This is a genomic window from Azospirillum soli, from assembly GCF_017876165.1.
In the GTDB taxonomy this organism is placed as follows: Bacteria; Pseudomonadota; Alphaproteobacteria; order Azospirillales; family Azospirillaceae; genus Azospirillum; species Azospirillum soli.
Map to the genome: position 1 here is coordinate 399,638 of NZ_JAGINQ010000002.1, position 22,231 is coordinate 421,868.

The 22,231-nt window shown below is 65.5% G+C and carries 22 protein-coding genes; 13 read left to right on the plus strand and 9 right to left on the minus strand.

Going from position 1 to position 22,231, the window contains the following annotated elements:
• The first annotated feature begins 12 nt into the window (after nucleotides 1-12).
• The gene (locus J2852_RS04930) at nucleotides 13-606 is read left to right on the plus strand and encodes a DUF3501 family protein (protein WP_209871812.1); all 594 of its coding nucleotides are present in this window, start codon (nucleotides 13-15) and stop codon (nucleotides 604-606) included.
• Between the two features lie 70 nt (nucleotides 607-676).
• Here the strand turns inward: J2852_RS04930 and J2852_RS04935 are convergent, their stop codons facing one another.
• Nucleotides 677-1,219 carry an SH3 domain-containing protein gene (locus J2852_RS04935; protein WP_209871815.1) on the minus strand — a complete coding sequence of 181 codons (543 nt, stop codon included), beginning with the start codon at nucleotides 1,217-1,219 and terminating at the stop codon, nucleotides 677-679.
• A gap of 220 nt (nucleotides 1,220-1,439) precedes the next feature.
• On the opposite strand from J2852_RS04935, the gene J2852_RS04940 reads away from it, so the two are divergent.
• Entirely contained in the window at nucleotides 1,440-2,429 is a 990-nt protein-coding gene (locus tag J2852_RS04940) for a 2-hydroxyacid dehydrogenase (protein WP_209871818.1), read from the plus strand.
• Nucleotides 2,430-2,447: 18 nt separating this feature from the next.
• Here the strand turns inward: J2852_RS04940 and J2852_RS04945 are convergent, their stop codons facing one another.
• Together J2852_RS04945 and J2852_RS04950 are read right to left on the minus strand one after the other, a co-directional pair.
• Nucleotides 2,448-3,005 carry a Uma2 family endonuclease gene (locus J2852_RS04945; RefSeq protein WP_209871821.1) on the minus strand — a complete coding sequence of 186 codons (558 nt, stop codon included), beginning with the start codon at nucleotides 3,003-3,005 and terminating at the stop codon, nucleotides 2,448-2,450.
• Between the two features lie 37 nt (nucleotides 3,006-3,042).
• On the minus strand, nucleotides 3,043-5,742 hold the full coding sequence (locus J2852_RS04950; RefSeq protein WP_209871824.1) for a bifunctional acetate--CoA ligase family protein/GNAT family N-acetyltransferase: 2,700 nt from the start codon (nucleotides 5,740-5,742) through the stop codon (nucleotides 3,043-3,045).
• A 264-nt stretch (nucleotides 5,743-6,006) separates the two neighbouring features.
• Between J2852_RS04950 and J2852_RS04955 the strand changes: the two genes are divergently transcribed.
• Nucleotides 6,007-6,957, plus strand: coding sequence for an L-lactate dehydrogenase (locus tag J2852_RS04955; protein ID WP_209871827.1), 951 nt, complete (start codon nucleotides 6,007-6,009; stop codon nucleotides 6,955-6,957).
• Here J2852_RS04955 and J2852_RS04960 read toward each other — a convergent pair.
• Both J2852_RS04960 and ppa read right to left on the minus strand, forming a co-directional pair.
• A complete protein-coding gene (locus tag J2852_RS04960) occupies nucleotides 6,954-7,463 on the minus strand; it encodes an O-acetyl-ADP-ribose deacetylase (RefSeq protein WP_209871829.1) in 510 nt (169 codons plus the stop codon). The two genes, J2852_RS04955 and J2852_RS04960, sit on opposite strands and share 4 nt — an antisense overlap.
• Nucleotides 7,464-7,488: 25 nt before the next feature.
• Nucleotides 7,489-8,046 carry an inorganic diphosphatase gene (gene ppa / locus J2852_RS04965; RefSeq protein WP_209871832.1) on the minus strand — a complete coding sequence of 186 codons (558 nt, stop codon included), beginning with the start codon at nucleotides 8,044-8,046 and terminating at the stop codon, nucleotides 7,489-7,491.
• A gap of 243 nt (nucleotides 8,047-8,289) precedes the next feature.
• On the opposite strand from ppa, the gene J2852_RS04970 reads away from it, so the two are divergent.
• Entirely contained in the window at nucleotides 8,290-10,002 is a 1,713-nt protein-coding gene (locus tag J2852_RS04970; RefSeq protein WP_246499290.1) for an extracellular solute-binding protein, read from the plus strand.
• A gap of 175 nt (nucleotides 10,003-10,177) precedes the next feature.
• Here J2852_RS04970 and J2852_RS04975 read toward each other — a convergent pair whose 3' ends face one another.
• The 4 genes from J2852_RS04975 to J2852_RS04990 form a co-directional block, all read right to left on the minus strand.
• On the minus strand, nucleotides 10,178-10,861 hold the full coding sequence (locus J2852_RS04975) for a cytidylate kinase-like family protein (RefSeq protein ID WP_209871838.1): 684 nt from the start codon (nucleotides 10,859-10,861) through the stop codon (nucleotides 10,178-10,180).
• Nucleotides 10,862-10,976: 115 nt separating this feature from the next.
• Complete coding sequence (ubiB, locus tag J2852_RS04980) at nucleotides 10,977-12,515, minus strand: 2-polyprenylphenol 6-hydroxylase (protein ID WP_209871841.1); 1,539 nt, start codon at nucleotides 12,513-12,515, stop codon at nucleotides 10,977-10,979.
• Nucleotides 12,516-12,521: 6 nt separating this feature from the next.
• Nucleotides 12,522-13,313 (minus strand): class I SAM-dependent methyltransferase, encoded by a 792-nt coding sequence (locus tag J2852_RS04985; protein WP_425514350.1) that lies wholly within the window; start codon nucleotides 13,311-13,313, stop codon nucleotides 12,522-12,524.
• Between the two features lie 101 nt (nucleotides 13,314-13,414).
• Nucleotides 13,415-13,771: a hypothetical protein gene (locus J2852_RS04990; RefSeq protein ID WP_209871846.1), complete on the minus strand. Its 357-nt coding sequence runs from the start codon at nucleotides 13,769-13,771 to the stop codon at nucleotides 13,415-13,417.
• Nucleotides 13,772-13,946: 175 nt separating this feature from the next.
• Here J2852_RS04990 and J2852_RS04995 point away from each other — a divergent pair, with 175 nt between their 5' ends.
• The 9 genes from J2852_RS04995 to J2852_RS05035 all read left to right on the plus strand — a co-directional run bounded on the left by J2852_RS04995 (nucleotide 13,947) and on the right by J2852_RS05035 (nucleotide 22,154).
• Nucleotides 13,947-14,807 (plus strand): hypothetical protein, encoded by an 861-nt coding sequence (locus tag J2852_RS04995; protein WP_209871849.1) that lies wholly within the window; start codon nucleotides 13,947-13,949, stop codon nucleotides 14,805-14,807.
• Nucleotides 14,808-14,819: 12 nt separating this feature from the next.
• Complete coding sequence (locus J2852_RS05000) at nucleotides 14,820-15,179, plus strand: hypothetical protein (protein ID WP_209871852.1); 360 nt, start codon at nucleotides 14,820-14,822, stop codon at nucleotides 15,177-15,179.
• Between the two features lie 54 nt (nucleotides 15,180-15,233).
• Entirely contained in the window at nucleotides 15,234-16,076 is an 843-nt protein-coding gene (gene mutM, locus J2852_RS05005) for a bifunctional DNA-formamidopyrimidine glycosylase/DNA-(apurinic or apyrimidinic site) lyase (protein WP_209871855.1), read from the plus strand.
• 14 nt (nucleotides 16,077-16,090) lie between these two features.
• Complete coding sequence (locus tag J2852_RS05010; protein WP_209871858.1) at nucleotides 16,091-16,504, plus strand: hypothetical protein; 414 nt, start codon at nucleotides 16,091-16,093, stop codon at nucleotides 16,502-16,504.
• Nucleotides 16,505-16,564: 60 nt separating this feature from the next.
• Nucleotides 16,565-17,341 carry an enoyl-CoA hydratase gene (locus J2852_RS05015; protein ID WP_209871860.1) on the plus strand — a complete coding sequence of 259 codons (777 nt, stop codon included), beginning with the start codon at nucleotides 16,565-16,567 and terminating at the stop codon, nucleotides 17,339-17,341.
• A 174-nt stretch (nucleotides 17,342-17,515) separates the two neighbouring features.
• Nucleotides 17,516-17,776, plus strand: coding sequence for a 30S ribosomal protein S20 (gene rpsT / locus J2852_RS05020; RefSeq protein ID WP_209871863.1), 261 nt, complete (start codon nucleotides 17,516-17,518; stop codon nucleotides 17,774-17,776).
• 550 nt (nucleotides 17,777-18,326) lie between these two features.
• Entirely contained in the window at nucleotides 18,327-19,811 is a 1,485-nt protein-coding gene (dnaA, locus tag J2852_RS05025) for a chromosomal replication initiator protein DnaA (protein ID WP_209871866.1), read from the plus strand.
• Nucleotides 19,812-19,898: 87 nt separating this feature from the next.
• On the plus strand, nucleotides 19,899-20,831 hold the full coding sequence (locus J2852_RS05030) for a GGDEF domain-containing response regulator (protein WP_209871869.1): 933 nt from the start codon (nucleotides 19,899-19,901) through the stop codon (nucleotides 20,829-20,831).
• Nucleotides 20,832-20,984: 153 nt separating this feature from the next.
• Nucleotides 20,985-22,154, plus strand: a complete 1,170-nt coding sequence (locus tag J2852_RS05035; protein WP_209871871.1) for an extracellular solute-binding protein — start codon at nucleotides 20,985-20,987, stop codon at nucleotides 22,152-22,154.
• The last annotated feature ends 77 nt before the right edge of the window (nucleotides 22,155-22,231 follow it).

Consider the following 22,231-nt stretch of genomic DNA (forward strand, 5'->3'; position numbering starts at 1 on the left):
AGGAGAACACGCATGACCGCGCGCAAGACCGAGATCACCCGCGCCGACATCATCCCGCTCGACCAGTACGGCCAGGAGCGCGCCGCGCGCCGCAAGGCGCTGGTCGAGGTGAAGAAGAACCGCCGCGTGCCGGTCGGCCCCTTCGCCACCTTCTATTTCGAGAATTACGAGACGATGTGGCAGCAGATCCACGAGATGCTCTACATCGAAAAGGGCGGCGAGGAGCAGATTGCGGACGAACTGCGCGCTTACAACCCGCTGATCCCCAAGGGGGCCGAGTTGGTCGCCACGGTGATGTTCGAGATCGACGACCCGCTGCGCCGCGCCACCGTGCTCGGCCGTCTGGGCGGGGTCGAGGAGGCCATGACGATCCAGTTCGCCGGCCACACCGTCACCGGCCGTCCGGAGGGCGACGTGGAACGCACCAACGAGGAGGGCAAGACCTCGTCGGTGCACTTCATGCATTTCGACTTCACGCCGGAACAGGTCGCCGCCTTCCGCAACCCCGGCACCCAGGTGATCGTCGGCATCGCCCACGAGAACTACGGTCACATGGCCGTCATGCCCGAGGCCACGCGGGCGGCGCTGGCCGGAGATTTCGCGTAGGGCCGGAGAGCGGTCGCGGCGGGCCCCCACCCAACCCTCCCCCACCTCACGGCGGGGGAGGGCTTTGCGGTCAATCCACCTTTTCGTTGGGGTAGACGCCCCAGACCTCGGACCGGGTCAGCCAGCCGCGGTGGCCCTTCAGATCGACCTCGCACCAGTCGCCCTGGCACTTGCGCAGCCAGCCCATCACGCCGGGCTCGGCGCGGGCGACCACGGCGCCGTCGCTGCGCGGTTCCTTCCGGATGGCGCGCACCTGGCCCAGGATGACGACGCCGCGCTTGCCGGACAGCATGCTCTGGTGCACCCAGCCTTCGCTGCCCTCCCAATCGCGGATGCGGCGCCAGGTGTCGAATTCCTGGGTGATTTCGACCGGCATTTCCTTGCGCGTGAACACCCACTCGATGGGGTAGCGCGCGTTGGGGCCGGTGCGCGCGTTTACCTCGCCCGACCGCAACGTGACGAAGCGGGGGATCGGCAGGCCAGAGGCGTGTGTCGGGTCCTTTTCCCGGCGCGCGCCCTCGGCGGCGGCCGGCAGCGCGGCTCCAACAGTGGTTCCAAAGGTGGCAATGACCAGCGCCAGGACGGCGAGCGCGTGGCGGATGGCGGACGTCATCGGCAACACCGGCAATCCCGTGGCAAGGAAGGATGAGAAACGCTCCGCCGAAGCCACAGCTGGCCGGCGGTCGGACGCACTATAGTTAGGGGTACTTCCTTGGAGCAAGGACAAGGCTGGGCCGGTTCGAATCGTCACAGCCATCTGGACAGGCCCCTGGACGCTTGATACGACAGATCGCGGCCCGAACAGGGGCCCTAGGAGGGGGAGAGACCGCCCGATGACCGAAAAGAAAAAGCCGCTCGTTGTCGTCACGCGCAAGCTGCCGGACGTCATCGAAACGCGGATGATGGAGCTGTTCGACGCCCGGTTGAATTCGGACGACACGCCCCTGACCCACGCCCAGTTGATCGAGGCCGCGCAGGTGGCCGACGTGCTGGTCCCAACCGTCACCGACCGCATCGACCGTGACCTGATCGAGAAGGCCGGGCCGCAGCTGCGCCTGATCGCCTCCTTCGGCACGGGCGTCGATCACATCGACCTGAAGGCGGCGCGCGAGCGCGGCATCTCCGTCACCAACACGCCGGGCGTCCTGACCGAGGACACCGCCGACATGACCATGGCCCTGCTGCTGGCCGTCGCCCGCCGTCTGGCGGAGGGCGAGCGGCTGGTGCGCACCGGCCAGTGGGCGGGCTGGGGGCCGACGACCATGCTCGGCCACCGCATCTGGGGCAAGCGGCTGGGCATCCTCGGCATGGGCCGCATCGGCCAAGCGCTGGCCCGCCGGGCGCGCGCCTTCGGCATGTCGATCCACTACCACAACCGCCGCCGCGTCCATCCGGACGTGGAGCTGGAGCTGGAGGCGACCTACTGGGACAGCTTGGACCAGATGCTAGCGCGCATGGACGTGGTGTCGATCAACTGCCCCCACACCCCGGCCACCTACCATCTGCTGTCGGAACGCCGGCTGCGGCTGCTGCGCCCGCACTGCTACATCATCAACACTTCGCGTGGCGAGGTGATCGACGAGACGGCGCTGACCAAGATGCTGTCCAAGGGCGAGATCGCCGGCGCGGGCCTCGACGTGTTCGAGCACGAGCCGGCGGTGAACCCGAAGCTGCTGCGCCTCGACAACGTGGTGCTGCTGCCGCACATGGGCTCGGCCACCATCGAGGGCCGCATCGACATGGGCGAGAAGGTGATCGTCAACATCAAGACCTTCGTGGACGGACACGCGCCGCCCGACCGTGTGCTTGAGACGCTGCTGTAAGGCGTGACCGAGGGCGTCTTAAAGGACGCCCTCGTACAGCGCGGCCATCGGGATCTCGATGCCGACCGAGGGGAAGACCAGCGTTCCCCCGCCGATGATGTCGCGCACGACCCAGCTCCGCTCGTCCTCGCGGTGCCAGAGTTCGGCACAGCGCTTGGTCGAGTCGAGCAGCAGGATTTCCTGCACCGACGGAATTTCCCGGTAGACGGCGAGCTTGGTGCCCCGGTCGTACCCGGCCGTGGACGGCGACAGGATTTCGACGATGATCGCCGGATCGGGAACCGAGGTCATGCCGGGTTCCAGCGGGCGGCACGTCACCGCGACGTCAGCCTGGAAGTAGGAGTCGTCGCGGTCGGAGAACCGGATGCCCGCTTCCGAAAACGCCCGGCAAGGCGGTTGCAGCCGGGCGCTGATCTGCACACCCACGGCCATGGCCAGGGCACTGTGTGCCGGGGCGGGCGGGGCCATCGCCACGGGCTCGCCGCCGACCAGCTCATAGCGGGTGTCGGTTCCGTCGTCCCAGACGAGGAACTCCTCCACGGTCATCGGTCGGCGCGCCGGATCGGACATGCCCATGAGTATGGCCCCTGTTCAGCCTCGATCCAAGGGCGCCCTACTGCGCCGCCGCGCCGATCCCGCCGCCCAGTTCGATGCGCACCTCGACGACGCCGGGTTCGTCCAGGTTCTCCTTGCGGATGAAGCCCAGTGCCCGGCACATGCCCAGCATGTTGGTGTTCTCGCGCAGAACCTCGCCGTAGACCTCCTTGATCCCGCGCGAGCGGGCGTAGTCCAGGATGCGGTTCATCAGCTGGTAGCCGAGGCCCTGGCCCTTCATGTCCGACCGCACCATGACCGCGTATTCGGCGCGCAGGTTGTCGGGGTCGGCGGTGATGCGGACCACGCCGTACATGATGGTTTCGCCGGTCTCCGGGTCCGGGCCGACCGCCACCAACCCCATCTCGCGGTCGTAGTCGATTTGGGTCAGACGGGCGGCGGCTTGGTGCGAGAGCCGCTTCAGCGGCGCGAAGAAGCGCAGCCGCAGATCCTCCGGCGTCTGGTTCGCCACCATGTGGTGCACCAGCGGTTCGTCCTCCGGCAGGATCGGGCGGACGAGGAACTGGCGGCCGTCCTTGATGCTGAGCCGGTCTTCCAGCGCCTTGGGGTAGGGGCGGATGGCCAGCCGCTTGGCGCCGGGCAAAGCCGGCACGCCGACCTTGATGCGGGCGTCCAACGCCATCACGCCTTCCGCATCGGCCAGCAGCGGGTTGATGTCCAGCTCGGCGATCTCCGGGAAGTCCACGACCAGCTGCGACACGCGGTTCAGCGCCATGGACACCGCCTCCAAGTCCACCGCCGCGCGGGAGCGGTAGCCCTGCAACTGCTTCCAGATGCGGGTGCGGCCCATCAGCTCGGTCGCCAGCTTCATGTTCAGCGGCGGCAGGGCCAGCGCGTAGTCCTCGACCACCTCCACGCCGATGCCGCCCTCGCCGAACAGCAGGACAGGGCCGAACAGCTCGTTCTCGGTCATGCCGACGATCAGCTCGTAGGCGTCGGGGCGGACGGCCATTTCCTGCACCGTGAAGCCCTCGATCCGGGCGCCGGGCACGGCCTCGCGCACGCGGGCCAGCATGGCTTCGGCCTCGGCCTGGACCTCCTCCGGCTCGGTCAGGTGCAGGGCGACGCCGCCCACGTCGGACTTGTGGGTGATGTCCGGCGACAGGATCTTCAGCGCCAGCGGCCCGCCGATCATGGCGGCGCAGCGCGCGGCCTCCTCCGGCGTGTCGGCGCAGCGGGTGTCCACCACGGGGATGCCGTAGGCGGCCAGCACGCGCTTGGCCTCATACTCGGTCAGCCACTCGCGCTTCTCGGCGATGGCGCGGGCGATGATCTTGCGCACCGCGATGCCGTCCGGCTGGAAGTCTTCCGGCACCGAAGCCGGGGTTTCCATCAGCAGTTCCTGGTTCCGGCGGTATTCCACCAAATGCAGGAAGGCGCGCACCGCGTGGCTCGGCGTGTCGTAGGTGGGCACGCGGTTGGCGGCGAACAGCTTGCGCGCCTCCGAGGCCGACCCGTCGCCGAGCCAGCTGGTCAGCACCGGATGCTTGCGCGTCTTGTTGGCAACCATGGTGTCCACCACCGCCTTCGCGGCGGCCAGCGAATCGGTGACCGCCGAGGGGCAGTTCAGCACCAGGACCGCGTCGTTGTTCGGGTCCTGCATCAGCGCGTTCAGCGCGTCGGCGTAGCGCTTGGGCGAGGCGTCGGCGCCGATGCGCAGCGGGTTGCGCCCGTTGCCCGCGATGCCGCCCAGCGCCTTCTCCAGCGCCTCCTGCGTTTCCGGGGCGAACTGGGCGAGCTTGCCGCCGGCCAGGATCAGCGCGTCGGTCGCCATCACGCCCATGCCGCCGCCGTTGGTCAGGATGGCCAGCCGGTCGCCGGTGATCGGCACGCCGGTCGCCAGCGTGCCCACGGCGTCGAACAGCTCGTCCAGGCCGTTCACGCGCAGGATGCCGGCGCGGCGGAAGGCGGCGTCGTAGACCGCGTCCGACACAGCCAGCGACCCGGTGTGCGAGGTGGAGGCCTCCAGCGCTTCGTCCGTGCGGCCGGCCTTGATGACGATGACCGGCTTCTGGCGGGCAGCGGAGCGCGCCGCCGACATGAACTTGCGGGCGTTGGAGATGCTCTCGATGTAGAGCAGGATCGCGCGCACCGAGCCGTCGCCGGCCAGATAGTCCAGCAGGTCGCCAAAATCGACGTCCGACTTGTCGCCCATGGAGATCAGGTGCGAGAAGCCGATGCCGCGCGCCGTCGCCCAGTCGGCGATGGAGGTTACGACCATCGACGACTGCGCCACCAGCGCCACGTCGCCCTTCTTCGGCGTTACATGGCCGAAGCTGGCGTTCAGCCCGCGCCCCGGCACCATGATGCCCAGGCTGTTCGGGCCGATGACGCGCATCAGGTGCGGCTTGGCGGTGTCCAGCAGCTTTTGCGTCTGCTCCTTGGAAAAGCCACCGGGGATGACGATGGCCGCCTTCGTCCCGCGCTTGCCCAACGCGTCGATGGTCGCGGCCACCGTGTCGGGCGGGGTGCAGATCACCGCCAGGTCGGGCGTGACCGGCAGATCGTCCACCGTCTTGTAGGCCAGAACGCCTTCCACCGCGCGTTCGGTCGGGTTCACCGGCATGATCGGGCCGTCGAACCCGGCGTTGAACAGGTTGCGGGCCACCACGGCCCCCACCGGGTTCGCCTTGCGGCTCGCCCCGATCAGGGCGATGGAGGTCGGCTTGAACAGGTGGTCGAGGTTGCGAACGGTCATGGCCGGGTCCGGGAATGGGTCTCAAACTGCCGCCGCGGGCAATGTAATGCGGGCTTGCGACAGTTCCATGGCAAACAGGGGTATGAGGGCAATCGCGCCGGAACAACGTGGCGGATCGCCGCTCATGCTGCGCCGCAACATATACGTTGGTATTACCTTTGTATAGGTGCCCTTTCGTCGCGCCCGAAGGTCATAGTTCAACCCGCTTGAGTGCGAAGCTCGAATGCCTCAGGTTGGTTGCGCGAACAAACAATGGGGGCGGGGATGAAGGTCGGGGTCGTCGGGGCCGGAGCGGTGGGCGCCACCGCCGCCTTCGCCATGGTGATGAGCGGTTCGGCCAGCGAGGTGGTGCTGGTGGACCTGAACGAAAAGATGGCGATGGCCCAGGCGCAGGACATCGCGCACGCCGTTCCCTTCGCCCATCCCACCGTGGTGCGGCACGGCTCCTACGCTGATCTGGCGGGGGCGGGGGTGATCGTGCTGACCGCCGGCGTCGCGCAGAAGCCGGGCGAGACGCGCCTGCAACTGCTGGAGCGCAACGCGCGGGTCTTCGCCGCCATCATTCCGGCCGCGCTGGCTGTGGCACCCGACGCCGTCCTGCTGGTGGCGACCAACCCGGTGGACGTGATGACGCAGGTTGCCGCGCGCATCTCCGGCCTGGACCGGACACGGGTCATCGGCTCCGGCACCATCCTGGACACCGCGCGTTTTCGGGCGCTGCTGGCGGCCCGCCTGGGCGTCACGCCGAAGTCGGTGCACGCCTATGTGCTGGGCGAGCACGGGGATTCGGAGGTGCTGGTATGGTCCGGCGCCATGGCGGCCGGCGTTCCGGTGGACTCCTGCGCCGCGCAGCTCGGCCGACCGCTGACCGAGGGCGACCGCGCCTCCATCGACGAGGGCGTGCGCCGCGCCGCCTACCGCATCATCGACGGCAAGGGCCACACTGCCTTCGGCATCGGCGGCGGCCTGTCGCGCATCGTCGCGGCCATCGCCGGGGACGAGCGGGCTGTTCTGACCTGCTCGATCCTCAACGACTCGGTGCTGGGCGTGCCGGAGGTGGCCTTGTCGCTGCCCCGCGTGGTTGGCGCGCGCGGCGTGCTGGAGACGGTCATGCCCGACCTGTCCGACGAGGAGGCCGTGGCGCTGAAGCGCAGCGCGGAAATCCTGAAGGACGCCGCGACGTCGGTGGAAGGGACGTTGGAGACGGGCGTCTAGGCGCCCGGAAGCAGCCGGCGGTAGATCGCCGCCGTTTCCGTGTCGAACACCACGAAGCGGATCTCGGCGATGGCGTCATCCTTGGCCAGCTCGTCGCGGACGGCTGCGACCGCGACCTCGGCGGCGCGCTGCTTGGGGAAGCCGTAGATGCCCGTGCTGATGGCCGGGAAGGCAAGCGTGCGGAGGCCATGGCGGCGCGCCAGGGCCAGGGCCGAGCGGTAGCAGCTTTCCAGCAGCCGCTCCTCGTCCTGGGTGCCGCCGCGCCAGACCGGGCCGACGCAATGGATGATGTGCGGGGCGGGCAGGCCGTACCCCCGCGACAGGCGGCAGTCGCCCGTGGGGCAACCGCCGATCCCGTCCAGTTCCCGTTGCAGGTCCGGTCCCGCGGCGCGGTGGATCGCCCCGTCCACGCCGCCGCCCGCCTTCAGGGCGGCGTTTGCGGCGTTGACGATGGCGTCAACCGTCTGGCGCGTGATGTCGCCTTCGACGACGCGGATCCGGTCCATGCAATCGGTCCAGTCGGCGGTCCGATCAGACGATCGGGCCGGCCTTGCCCTTGGTGGCGGCGGCGGCGCGCTCCATGCCTTCCTGGATCTTGCGGGCGGCTTCGTGCTCGTCGCCCCAGCGCAGGATCTTCACCCACTTGCCCTTTTCCAGATCCTTGTAGTGCTGGAAGAAGTGGGCGATCTGCTCGGTGGTGATCTCCGGCAGGTCCTTGTAGGACTTCACGTTGGCGTAGAACGGGTGCAGCTTGTCAACCGGCACCGCCAGCAGCTTCTCGTCCTCGCCGCCCTCGTCCTCCATGTAGAGAACGCCGATCGGGCGCGAGCGCAGAACCGCGCCCGGAATGACCGAATGGCGGCCGACCACGCAGACGTCCACCGGGTCGCCGTCGCCCGACAGGGTGTGCGGGATGAAGCCGTAGTTGCAGGGGTAGTACATGGCCGTGTGCAGGAAGCGGTCGACGAACATCGCGCCCGACTCCTTGTCGATCTCGTACTTCACCGGCTCGCCGCGCAACGGGATCTCGATGACCACGTTCACGTCCCACGGGGCGTTCTTGCCAACCGGAACCTTGCTGAGATCCATGGAAACTATCCTTTGAATGCAAAAGCGGGATGCGCGGGATGAGGACGCCGGCCAATCTCCCGACGCCGCGCGGGGGCGGAGTTTTAGGCAGAAGCGAGCATAAGTCAAAGGCACTTGCGCGGGTGCGGCAATGGGGCGAGCCTTTTGCGCATGATCCGAACGCTTTTCGTACTGCTTTTTCTGCTTTTTGAGGCTTTTCCGGCGTGGAGCGAGCCGGCGGGCGGCCCTGCCCACGGTGTTGCGATGCACGCTGATCTGGCTCTGCCGCCCGGATTCAGTCACTTCCCTTATGTCAACCCGGACGCCCCGAAGGGCGGCGTGTTGCGTCAAGCGGTGACCGGCGGCTTCGACACGCTGAACCCCCATGTGGTGAAGGGCGTGCCGGCGCTGGGCCTCGGTTTCGTCTTCGAAACGATGCTGGTGCGGTCGTGGGACGAGCCTTTCTCCCTCTACGGCCTGCTGGCCGAAGGCCTGGAGGTGCCGGAGGATCGCGGCGCCGCCACCTTCCATCTGAACCCGGCGGCGCGCTGGCACGACGGCACGCCCGTCACCGCCGCCGACGTCCTGTTCTCGCTGGAGATCCAGCGCGTCCATGGAACGCCCAACCGCCGCCAGTTTTACGCCAAGGTGGCGAGCGCCGAGGCGCTGGGCGACCGCGCCGTCCGCTTCACCTTCGCGCCCGGTCCCGACGGCGCGCTGGACCGCGAAATGCCGTTGCTGATGGGGCTGATGCCCATTCATTCCAAGGCGTGGTGGACAGGGCGGGCGTTCGAGCAGACGACGCTCGATCCGCCGATGGGCAGCGGTCCTTACCGGGTCAAGCTGGTCGATGCCGGCCGGCGCATCGTCTACGAACGGGTGGCCGACTATTGGGGCCGCGACCTGCCGACCCGGCGCGGGCTGTTCAACTTCGACACGCTGGACTTCACCTATTTCCGCGACGACACCGTGGCGCTGGAGGCGTTCAAGGCCGGGCAGGGCGACGTGCGGCGCGAGGACGATCCCGGCAAATGGGCCACCGCCTATGACGGCCCGGCGCTGCGCGATGGCCGCATCGTATTGGAGGAGTTACCGCACAAGCGGCCGGAGTTCGCGCGCGGCCTGATCTTCAACACGCGCCGCCCGCTGTTCCAAGACCGCCGCGTGCGGGAAGCGCTGGGCCTTGCCACCGATTTCGCTTGGATCAACAAGACCCTGTTCCACGGCGCGCTGGTCCGCACGCGGAGCTACTACCCCACCTCCGAACTGGCCGCCGAGGGCGTTCCGGTCGCGAAAGAACTGAGCGTTCTGGCGCGTTTCCGCGACCGCCTGCCGCCGGGCCTCTTCACGCAGCCGTTCACGCTTCCGCAGACCGATGGCAGCGGCCCGGCGGGTGGGCGCGCCAACCTGCGCGAGGCCCTGCGCCTGCTGTCCGAGGCGGGTTGGCGCATCCGCGACGGACGCCTCGTCAACGGTGCCGGCCAGCCCTTCGCCTTCGAGATCCTGCTGGGCAACCCGGCCGACGAGCGCGTGGCGCTGGAGTTCGCCCGGTCGCTGGAACGGCTGGGCATCGCCGCGTCCGTCCGTACGGTGGACAACGCGCAGTATCAGGCGCGGCTGGACAGTTTCGATTTCGACATGACCGTGCGCTGGTGGGTGTCATCCCTCTCGCCCGGCAACGAGCAGCTTTATTATTTTGGTTCGGCCGCCGCCGACCAGCCGGGCAGCCGCAATTACGCCGGCATCAAGGACCCGGTGGTGGACGCCATCGCCGCCTCCATTGCCGAGGCCCGGACGCGGGACGATCTCGTGGCGCGGGTTCGCGCGCTCGACCGCGTGCTGCTGTGGGGGCAATACATGGTGCCGCTGTTCCACAGCCCGGTGGACCGTATGGCCCGCTGGTCCTGGCTGAAACGCCCGGAGGTGACGCCTTTGTATGGCCCTCTCGTCGAGTCGTGGTGGGCGGAGCGGCGGTAGGATCTTTGCAAGCTACTCAATCTTCACGGATTTCACGGATTGAGGCGCGGATTTCACGGATTTTCTTTGCTTGCCGTGTGCTGGCCTCTGCAAGGAGCCCATGCATCGCCAAGCTCGAAAAAAAATCCGTGTAATCCGTGTTCAAATCCGCGCAATCCGTGAAGAATTTGTACCCCTACTCCTTGCCCCCGTGCGCGTGATACCCCCGCACGATCAGATCGGCCACCGCGTCCAGGCTCGCGAACCGGTCGGTGTTCACGATCAGGTCGTATTGCAGCGGGTCGTTGTTGTTCGCCTTGAAGGTTTCCTGGAAGAACTTGGCGCGGGCGGCGTTGACCGTCCGCACCTCGGCCAGCTTTTCCGCCGCCTTGTCCTTGTCGCCGCCGGCCAGCCGCAGGGCGCAGACCTCGTCGGAGCCGACGATGCGCACACGAAACCGCAACGATCCGCGCAGCAGCAGGTGCGCGCCGCGTCCGACAATCACGCCGCCGCGAAAGGCGATGCCGTTGACCACCTGCGTCAGCAGCTGCTGGTACTCGCTCAGCGGGTCGTGCAGGCCGAGCAGGCTGGCGTAGAGGAACATGCCCGCGCGTTCCGGCAGCTTTTCGTCCAGCGTCCGCATCAGGGCGGGGTCGGACTTGGCCGTCGCCACGACGACGTCCAGGATTTCCTTGTCGAAGCACTGGACGCCCAGCGCCTCGGCCACCTTGGGGGCGATCACGTCGCCGCCGGCGCCATGGTCGCGGGCGATGGTGATGACGGGCGGCGGCTTCTCCAGCGCGCCGGAGTGCGCCCGGTGCGGGTGAAGCTGGTCGGTCTGGACATAGGTGAGGAGGGCTTGGAATTCGTCGCGGGGCATGGCGTGCCTCCGGAGTCGGTTGCGACCCATTCAGTGTCGGCAACCGTCTCCGGCGGGTCAAGCACGCCCATGGGGGAGGGGCGAGGGGTCGCACCCTTCCGAAAGACAGGCGCGGTTACAGCAACTCCACGGCGATGACCGCCAGCAGCGCGAGGATGGCCCAGATCGCCACGCGTTCGCTCTGGCGCCGGTCCACCCAGCGGTCGAGCATGTAACGGATCGTCTGCGGGTGCAGGCGAAGGCCGGCTTCCGCGATCTGCGTGGCGGCGCGCTCGGCCTCGCGCACCAGATGGGGCAGGCGGCGGACCGTGTAGACGGTGGCCTCTAGATCGTCGAGGATCTGCGCCTCCGGACCCCGGTTCTCGCGCATCCACTCCTCGATCAGCGGGCGCGCCAGCTCCCACATGTTGATGTTGGGGTTCAGGATGCGGCCGACGCCCTCGGCGGTCAGCATGCTCTTTTGCAGCAGCAGCAATTGCGGCTGCGTCTCCATCTCGAACTGTTCGGTCACGGCGAACAGCTGGGCGAGCAGCCGGCCGACCGAGATCTCGTTCAGCGGCTTGTTCTGCAACGGCTCGCCGATGGCGCGGCAGGCTTGGGTGAAGATCTCGATGGACTGGTGGCGCGGAACGTAACCGGCTTCGAAATGAACCAGCGCCACCCGGCGGTAATCGCCGGTCAGGAAGCCGATGAGCATGTCGGCCAGATAGGTGCGCGTCGCCCGGTCCAGCCGGCCCATGATGCCGAAATCGACGGCGGTGATGTTGCCGTCCTGGTTCACGAACAGGTTGCCGGGGTGCAGGTCGGCGTGGAAGAAGCCGTCGCGGAACACTTGGTTGAAGAAGGCGGCGGAGGCCTTCGCCAGAATCTCGTCGCGGTCGAAGCCGGCGGCGTCGATGCGCTCGCTCTCGTCCACCTTCAGGCCGCGGATGCGCTCCAGCGTCAGGACGCGGCGCGCCGTGCGGTCCCAGTCGATCATGGGCACGCTGAAGGTCGGGTCGCCCTTGAAGTTGGCGGCCAGCTCCGACGCGGCCGCCGCCTCCATCCGCAGCTCCATCTCCAGGCGGGAGGTGCGGGCGAAGGTCTCCACCACCTCGCGCAGGCGCAGGCGCTTCAGCTTCGGCAGCAGATACTCGGCCCACTCGGCCAGCCAGAAGAACAGGTCGATGTCGCGTTCGAAGGCGAACTCGATGCCGGGGCGCAGCACCTTGACCGCAACCTCCCGCCCGTCGGCGGTCACCGCGAAATGCACCTGCGCGATGGAGGCGGCGGCGACCGGCTCCTCGTCGAAGCTCAGGAAGACGGTCGCGATGGGCTGGCCCAGCTCCTCCTCGATGATCGCGCGGGCCTGGGAACCGGGGAAGGGCGGCAGCTTGTCCTGCAACTCGGCAAGGTCGGTCGCCATCCGCTCGCCGACAAGGTCGGAGCGCGTCGATAACAGCTGGCCTAGCTTGATGTAGGTCGGCCCCAGCTCCGCCAGAGCGCGGGCGAGGCGCTGGCCGACGCGGCCCGGCTCCTTCTGGTTGGAGACCCAGCGCCAGAACAGCGCACCGGCCGGCGCCACCTGCGGCAGCGTCTCGGGCAGGGCGTTGTAGCGGGCCACCGTGCGGGCGATGCCGAACAGGCGGACGAGGTTGCGGATGGTGCGGAACACGGGAGCTTAAATCCGCCAGCCGGAATGGATGGCGGCGATGCCGCCCGTCAGGTTGCGAACGCGCACGGCGCCGAAGCCGGCCGCCTCGATCCGCTTGGCGAGCGCCTCCTGCTGGGGGAAGCGCCGGATGCTCTCCACCAGATAGCGGTAGGAGTCCTCGTCGCCCGCGACCACGCGGCCCAGCTTGGGCAGCAGCTGGAAGGAATAAACGTCGTAAATCTCGCGCAGGACCGGCAGAACCACGTGGCTGAACTCCAGGCAGAAGAACTTTCCACCGGGCTTCAACACGCGACGGGCCTCGGAAAGCGCGGCGTCGATTCGCGTGACGTTGCGCAGGCCGAAGGCGATCGTGTAGGCGTCCACCGAGCGCGAGGCGAAGGGCAGCTTTTCCGCGTCGCCGACCGTCCAGTTCACCCCCGACAGGATGCCCCGGTCGAAGGAGCGGTCGCGCCCGACGCGGACCATCGACTCGGTGATGTCGCAGACGATGGCCCGGCCGCCGCCCCGTTGCAGGAAGCGGAAGGCGATGTCGCCCGTGCCGCCCGCCACGTCCAGCAGCGTCATGTCGGCCTTCGGCGCCACCATCTCCATCAGCGTGTCCTTCCACAGCCGATGGATGCCGCCCGACATCAGGTCGTTCATCAGGTCGTAGCGCCCGGCCACGCTGTCGAAGACGGCGCGGACGAGGCCCGACTTGGCGTCGGGATCCACGGGCTGGAATCCGAACCAGTTGCCTTCGGAGCCGGGGGCCTTGTTCGGATCGGCCATATTGGGATCAGGGGGGGTGCGCTCGGTCATGGCGCGCAACATAGCGCGCAGCCTGGGCTTTCGCCAGCCGGGGCGTAGCTGTCGGAGCGAAGGCGCACCAACCAGTGGCAACCGGGTAACCGCAGTCCCACTCAATTCGCGTTGTTGTGCATCTCTAAAAGGAGGCGTCCATAGATATCGGTTTTCTCCTCATCGCTTTTCGAGGAATCATCAAGAAGGAGTGTGCAATAAATATGAGCAATTGCCCGATCTACAATAAGACTGTCCGCGTTCGGTATCTTGGACATCACGTCATTTCTCGTCTCTCTGTAGGACGATACTATTGTGTATTGCCCAAGCTTGTTTTGCTGTTCTTCAATATTCTTCTTAGTTTCGACCAAAATGGTGCTGTCCGTCATTGATGGTGGTGGAGGGCACGAATTTGCCGTGATTGCCACGAACGCGATTGCTGCCTGAAGTTTCGAAAAAGCAGCGGCTGTTACGAGCATGCGTCACCTCCAAACGCTGTGTGTTGCCCAGTACATACTGGAGTATGCGAAGCGCACGGCTTTAACATCAGGGAACTAAGACGCGTTACTATCTTTACTACCCTCGCATTCTGTAGGATCTATGCTAGACAATCAATCTCTCATCAGTTGTTCGGGAAATTGAGGAGAGGGGAAAATGCGATTAGAAACTATCATAATTTCTGGGATGGCTATAGCTATACTTTGTCCAAGTGGTACTATAGCGGCACCGGCGTGCCCCGATTTGTCCTTCCAAGACGTTTCTCGTCAGAGTTTTCAACAATCTAAGCAGACACTTATGGGAATTGTCCGGGAAAGGACTGAATCAAAAGACGAAAAAGTCGTCGAAAAGCAAATACTGGATCGTCTTCCAAACGCGAAAGAACTGATACCGCAGCTCGTTGTTTATTCAGACATTTGCAAATTCATCCGTGACGGCTCGATGGACGATGCTAAAAAGATCGTCGAGTTGCACAAGTATTTTGTTGCAATATTTCTGAACGTGCGCCCGCAGCAGGTGAATACAGAAGAATTGAAAACGAAAACCAAAATTGCAGCCAACGATTATGCTAAGCCAGAGGTCGCAAGAGACTCTACTATTCTAAAGGTGTTTCCAAAATCGAATATTGGAAGTGAGAAAATGGAAGCTCTGCGTCGGATGCTTCCTGCAAAATACGATGTGCGGCGTGGGTTTTCTGATATCGACGTGCGAAACCCGGCAGATGTATTGTTTGTAAACAAAAACCGAGTCCCGAGGCGTGAAGTGGTGGAGGTTATCAAAAGCTTGTCGAGGCTTGGAGTGGAAATTAAATCGGTTCAAAGTGACGTCTTGCATGATCGGAGGGAAATACAAGTTGGAACGATTATCGATGCCGAACAAGACGTTCCTGTATTTTCTGAATCATCAGCACTCGATTTAAACGAACTTGCACCTTTGTCTGATGCGCAATTTTGGGAAGAAGCACGTAATGGCGTAAGAGTGTGTAGCACGTCGATAGGTAGAGCACAAAACTGCTGACGAGGATAGAAAATGAAAATCAGCGCCATCATGATGGGCATGATCGTAGTGCTTTTAGCCGCGCCGGCTTGGTCACAGAAATGCCCTGAGACGCCACCACTTAACGACCAAAAAATAGAAGGTGATATCAAAGGTTCAGTGGGCGGCTTAATAAAAATGATCGGAAACGCTGAACTAAGCGGTCGCGCATCGGTTGAAAAAAAGGAGGTGCTATCCCGCTATCCAAACGCTAGTGAGACGCTTATCAACATGGCATTTATTGCCATGTTTTGTCAGGAGCTGGCGAGTGATACTTCCATGAAAACGGAACAGAAGGTCGCAGAGATGAGAAAATTCCGGGCTTCCATAGTGGGAATACCGATAAAGGACTGACCGTTTTGACGCACGCCTTGCATTGGGGCGCCGTTCTCCCCACCCTGTAAGCCCATGCCAGAGCTTCCCGAAGTCGAAACCGTCTGCCGGGGCCTTGCCCCGCATCTGGAAGGCCGCACGCTGGTCTGTGTGCAGCAGCGCCGGCCGAACCTGCGCTTTCCCTTTCCGCCGCAATTCTGCGAGCGGCTGACCGGACGCCGGGTCGAGTCGGTGCGGCGGCGGGCCAAGTACATCCTGATCCATCTGGACGACGGGACGGTGCTGATCGCGCATCTGGGCATGTCGGGGCGGATGATCATCACGCCGGAGGCGCCGCCCGCCTACGGCGCGCACGACCATGTGGTGTTCGAGACGGACGCCGGCACGGTGGTCACCTTCAACGACGCGCGCCGATTCGGCCTGATGGATCTGGCCACCGCCGACACGGTTTCCGAACACCCGCTGCTGCGCACGCTGGGGCCGGAGCCGCTGGGCAACGAATTCTCCGGCCCGGTCCTGGCCGAGCGGCTGGCCGGCAAGATGACCAGCATCAAGGCGGCGCTGCTCGACCAGACGGTCGTCGCGGGGCTCGGCAACATCTACGTGTCGGAGGCGCTGTTCCTGTCCCGCCTCAGCCCGAAGCGGATCGCCGCCACGGTGACCGGGGCCAAGGCGGACCGGCTCGCCACCGCGATCCGCGAGGTGCTGGGCCGCGCCATCGAGGCCGGTGGCTCCTCCTTGCGCGACTATCGGCAGGCGTCGGGCGAACTCGGCTACTTCCAGCACCAGTTCTCGGTCTACGACCGGGAGGGGCAGCCCTGTCCGGGATGCAGCTGCGATGTGGCCGGGACCGGGGGCATCCGGCGCATCGTGCAGGCCGGCCGCTCGACTTTCTATTGTCCGCAGCGTCAGCGCTGATATAGGTGACGGTTATGATGGCTCCACCGGCCTTTGCTCGGGCGGTTTTCGCCGCCTTCCTCCTCGCCGGCCCCGTCTTCGCGGGTCTGGTCGGGGTCCCCTTGCCCGCGAGGGCGTCCGAATCCACCCGCTTCGTCACGGGGCTTGGGGATGTGCCGGTGATGCCGGGCCTCGCCCCCGCCGAGGAGGAACCGCTGGTGTTCGACAAGCCGGACGGGCGCATCGCGCAGTCCGTCATGGCCGGCCGGGTCGACCGCAAGGCGGTGCTGGCCTTCTACAATCAGACCATGCCGCAGCTCGGCTGGAAGCGCACCAGCGACACGAATTACGTGCGCGAGGGCGAGGAGCTGCGCCTGGAGTTCGTCAACACGGGGCGCCCGGCACAGCCGGGCCAGACGACCGTGCGTTTCACACTGAGTCCACGCTGACGCCCAACCATAATGCCCCCATCTCAAAGGGGGCCGAACCATATCGGGAGCTTGTCGCACATGCCGTACGAAACCATCCTCGTGGAGACCCGCGGTCCCGTCGGTCTGATCACGCTGAACCGGCCGAAGGCGCTGAACGCCCTGTCGGACCAGCTGGTCACCGAACTGGGCCAGGCTCTGGACACGCTGGAGGCCGACGACTCCATCGGTGCCATCGTCGTGACCGGATCGGAAAAGGCCTTCGCGGCCGGTGCCGACATCAAGGAGATGCAGGGCTTCTCCTACATGGACGTCTACGCGTCCAACTTCATCACCGCGAAGTGGGAGCGTCTGGCCAAGTGCCGCAAGCCGACCATCGCCGCGGTCGCCGGCTACGCGCTGGGCGGCGGCTGTGAGCTGGCGATGATGGCCGACTTCATCCTGGCCGCCGACACCGCCAAGTTTGGCCAGCCGGAAATCACCATCGGCACCATTCCGGGCGCCGGCGGCACGCAGCGCCTGACCCGCTTCGTCGGCAAATCCAAGGCTATGGAAATGTGCCTGACCGGCCGTCTGATGGACGCGGCGGAAGCCGAGCGCGCCGGCCTCGTCAGCCGCGTCGTCCCGGCCGCCGAGCTGGTGGACGAGGCCGTCAAGGTCGCCGAGAAGATTGCCAAGCTGTCGCGCCCGGTCGTCATGATGTGCAAGGACGCCGTGAACGTGGCCTACGAGACCACGCTGACCGAGGGCGTGAAGGTCGAGCGCCGCCTGTTCCACTCCACCTTCGCCATCGAAGACCAGAAGGAAGGCATGTCGGCCTTCGCCGAGAAGCGCCAGCCGGACTGGAAGAATCGCTGATCCGCGCCGACCCCTCCCCCGCATCTTGCGGGGGAGGGGCAGGTCGGTACCAAGATTTCGTGGCGTTCCTCTTTAAATAAAAACAGCGTTTGACGGCGTCTTGACTCTCATTCGGGTGGCGCGTATAAGGCCCCCTCGCACTGGGACAGGCGTGTCGTCCGGAGTAGGGTTTTCATGGCCAATCATAAGTCTGCTGAAAAGCGCATTCGTCAAACCGAGCGTCGTACGGAAGTCAACCGTAACCGCATCAGCCGCATCCGCACCTTCGTGAAGAAGGTCGAGACGGCCATCGAGACCGGCAACAAGGCGGAAGCCGCCGAGGCGTTCAAGGACGCCCAGCCGGAACTGATGCGCGGCGTCTCCAAGGGCGTTCTGCACAAGAACACGGTGTCGCGCAAGCTGTCGCGCCTGTCGGCCCGCATCAAGGCTCTCTGAGTTTTTCTCAGCGTCATCAAGCCGCGCACCAGTTCTGGGCGCGGCTTTTTGCGTTGTGCAAAGTCTCCGCTAAAATCCTTCTAAAGTGCGGGCAAAACAAGCGGCGGCTGATGCGGCCGTGCCACGCACGATTTGTGCTTTTTGACTCGTTCGCTTTCTGTCCCATTGCCAGCGATGGGACGGCTGATTAGACTTTCGATCTGTAAGGAATGGCGGATTGGTGTTACTTCGTGTATCATTCGTCATTCGCTAAAGGACGGAGACGTTCGAGGCTGCGGATCGTAAAAAGAACACGAATCAATCCGTTGCTTCTGGAACGGTCCCTTTCTTAAAAAATTGGCTGGGCGCTGGCGGGATTTACCATTTCGCCAAACGGGTAGTGCTGCCGTCTAGTTTGGGGGCATCCGCTGTTGGAGTCTTCCGGAGAGGAACATTCCTTGACAGCGGGGCCACATAAAGAGGTGAGCGGGCTTGCCCCGCGCTTCCGTTGCCGTGGCCGGCGATTGCGTTTCGGCCCGCAGGGGGAGAGGGGGCAAGGAGTAGGGGGAGCATGTCGGTCGGCGTGTCGTTGGATCAACAGTGGGCCCGCATCCGGGGCCGCCTGAAGGACGAGGTGGGCGAGATCGCCTACCGCAGCTGGCTGCAGCCGCTGTCCGTGGCGGGCATCCGGGGTGGCGAGGTGCGCATTGTCGTGCCCACGCGCTTCATGCGCGACTGGGTGCTGACCCACTATGCCGACCGCATCCGCGTGCTCTGGGCTGGGGAAAACCCGGAGGTCCAATCCATCGACGTCGTCGTTGCCTCGACCAACGTTCCGCCGGCACTCTCGGCCGACAACGACGATTCGGGGGAAGAACCGCCCCCCGCTCCGCGCGCTCCGGCTCCGGCGCCCGCGATGGGCCAATCCTATTCGGGCCAATCCTACTCGCCGCCCTCCTACATCGGCTCCTCCTACGCCGCGTCGGACGAGTCGCCGACGGCGGTGGCCTCCGTGCTGGAGGACCGCACCGACATTTCCGCCCCGCTCGACCCGCGCTTCACCTTCGAGAATTTCGTGGTCGGCAAGCCGAACGAGCTGGCGCACGCCGCCGCCCGCCGGGTCGCGGACGCCACGGCGGTGACCTTCAACCCGCTGTTCCTCTACGGCGGCGTGGGCCTCGGCAAGACGCACCTGATGCACGCCATCGCGTGGCAGATCCGCAAGAACGATCCGAACCGCAAGGTGATCTACCTGTCGGCGGAAAAGTTCATGTACCAGTTCATCCGCGCGCTGCGCTTCAAGGACACGATGGCCTTCAAGCAGCAGTTCCGCTCGGTGGACGTGCTGATGATCGACGACGTGCAGTTCATCAGCGGCAAGGACTCCACCCAGGAGGAGTTCTTCCACACCTTCAACGCGCTGGTGGACCAGAACCGTCAGGTCATCATCTCCGCCGACAAGAGCCCGTCCGACCTGGAAGGCATGGAGGAGCGGCTGCGCTCCCGCCTCGGCTGGGGCCTCGTCGCGGACATCCACCCGACGACGTACGAGCTGCGACTCGGCATCCTCCAGGCCAAGGCCGACGCGCTGAACGCCAACATCCCGCTGAAGGTGCTGGAGTTCCTGGCGCACAAGATCACCTCGAACGTGCGCGAGCTGGAAGGGGCGCTGAACCGCATCGTCGCGCACGCCGAACTGGTCGGCCGGGCCATCTCGCTCGAATCGACGCAGGAGGTGCTGCACGATCTGCTGCGCGCCAACGACCGCCGCGTCACCATCGACGAGATCCAGAAGCGCGTGGCGGAGCACTTCAACATCCGCGTCGCCGACATGCATTCGGCCCGCCGCGCCCGCGCCGTCGCGCGCCCGCGTCAGGTCGCCATGTACCTCGCCAAGCAGCTGACCGCCCGCTCCCTGCCGGAGATCGGGCGCAAGTTCGGCGGTCGCGACCACACCACGGTCATGCACGCGGTCAAGAAGGTGGAGGAGCTGCGCGCCACCGACCCCGCCTTCGCCGAGGATGTCGAACTCCTGCGCCGCATGCTGGAAAGCTGATTCGCTTCGGCATCGAACCGTTCGATCCAGAAAGCATATGACTTTAGCTAAAATCCCTGCGATGGTGGAGTCTCGGGGGTTGATGGCATGGAGTCGAGCGCAACCATGGAGTCGAGCGTCCTCGTCGTCGATGACTCGTCGGTCGTCCGCAAGATCATCAAGGACCACCTGGAAGGCCATGGTTACCGCGTCCTGATGGCGAGGGACGGGGCGGAGGCGCTGGATCTCTACCGCGCGGACGACATCCACATCCTGATCACCGATCTGGAAATGCCCCGCATGGACGGGCTGGAACTGTGCTGGCTGGTCCGCGCGGAGGACGAGCAGCACCGCACCTTCTGCATCCTGATGACGGCGGACGACGACATCCAGCGCCGCATCGAGGCGTTCGACGCCGGCGCCGACGAGTTCCTGACCAAGCCCATCGACATGCCCATGCTGCGCGCCCGCGTGCGCGCCGGCGAGCGCATCACGCGCACGCACCGCCTGATGTCGGAGATGCTGAACACCGACTATCTGACCGGTGTGCTGAACCGCCGCCGCTTCATGGAACGGCTGGAGCAGCAGCACCGCCTGTCGCGCAACTTCGCCGTCGCCCTGTTCGACATCGACCATTTCAAGCGGATCAACGACACCTACGGCCATTCCAACGGCGACATGGCGCTGAAGCGGTTCGCCGCGACCTGCGCGGCGCGCGTTCCGCCCGGCGGCTTCCTCGGGCGACTCGGCGGCGAGGAGTTCTGCATGGTCCTGCCGGCCCCGGACGTGGAGGCCACCATCGCGTTGGTGGAGGACCTGCGCCTCGCGACTTCCGCCATGACCGCGACGACGGCCGACGGGGTGGATTTCTCCTTCACGGTCAGCGTCGGCATGTGCCCGGCCGACGGCACCGAGTCGCCGGCCGACCTGCTCGCCCGCGCCGACGAGTCGCTTTACTTCGCCAAGAACAGCGGCCGCAACCGCACCGTCGTGTGCGGCACCGGCGGCGTGGTGGTGAAGGCGCGCTTCTACGTGATGTGATGCCTTGTGAAGCGATGCTTCATGACGGCGCGATGAAGTTTCGTTCCGCTTCCGCTTGAGCCATGGACGAGTGCCGATAATCCCGGCAAAGTTGCCGCTACGGCGGGAACCCGCGCGGCTCCCCCGGCCAACGAAAAAGGGAGAGAGGGCGCCATGACCATCACGAACGACCAGCGGTCGAGTGCCGCGACCCAGCGCGCCGCCAAGAGCTTCACCCGTCGCGTGCTGCTGCAAGGTGCTGCCGCCGTTGCCGGTGTCGCCTCGGTCGGCCCGTTCATCCTGCGCGAGGGGCGCGCCGCCTCCGGGTCCGTGAAGATCTTCTCCTGGTCCGGCTACATCAGCCCGGACATGCTGGCCGACTTCGAGAAAAAGACCGGCATCAAGGCGACGCTGACCGAATACGCCACCAACGACGAGCTTCTGAACCAGCTGAAGGCCACGGGCGGCGCCGGCTTCGACATTATTCACCCGACCGTGGACCGCGTGCCCAACTATGTGGAGTTCGACCTCGTCCAGCCGCTCGACGACGCGAAGGTGAAGTGGGACGGCTGCCTGAAGTCGGCGGTCGAGGGCTCCGCCGGCATGGGCGGCGTGGTCGGCGGCAAGCGCTTCTTCGCCCCGGCCGACTGGGGCACGGAGGCCATCGCCTACGACCAGACCAAGGCCCCGCTGAAGTACGGCGAGGCGAGCTACGGCGACCTGTGGAAGCCGGAACACGCCGGCAAGGTGACCGTGCGCGGCCATTCCTCGCTGATTGGCATCGGCCTGTGGCTGGAAAGTCAGGGCAAGCTGCCGCACCCGATTCGCGAGCAGTTCACCGACGAGAAGAAGGCCCGCGCCAACTTCGACGCGATCCTGAAGGTCGCCACCGACAACAAGAAGAACATCGGCCAGTTCTGGTCCAACGAGAACGAAGCCCAGGGCGCCTTCCGCACCAACGGCTGCGTCATCGGCCAGACCTGGGACAGCACCGCCGTCGCGCTGCGCAAGGAGGGGCTGCCGGTCCGCTTCATCGCGCCGAGGGAAGGGGCGCTGGCCTGGATGGAAGGCTTCGCGATCCCGAAGAAGGCCGAGAACCTGGAGCAGGCCTACGCCTGGATCAACTGGTTCTACACGCCGCAGGCCGGCGCGCTCTACACCAACCACTCCGGCATCTCCAGCACGGCGGTCGGGGCGGAAGCGCACTTGTCCGACCTGAACAAGCAGTTCTTCGCCGACGCCTACCCCGGCGACGCGCTGCAAAAGCTGTGGTGGTGGCCGATCCAGGAAGCCTGGTACGTCTCCGTCCGCAACGAGTACCAGGACCGCTTCCTGGCCGCCTGATCAAAAATATTCTGATCTAAATATTCATCTGTGTCCCTCTGTGTTCATCTGTGGAAGGATATTTTTGATCCACAGAT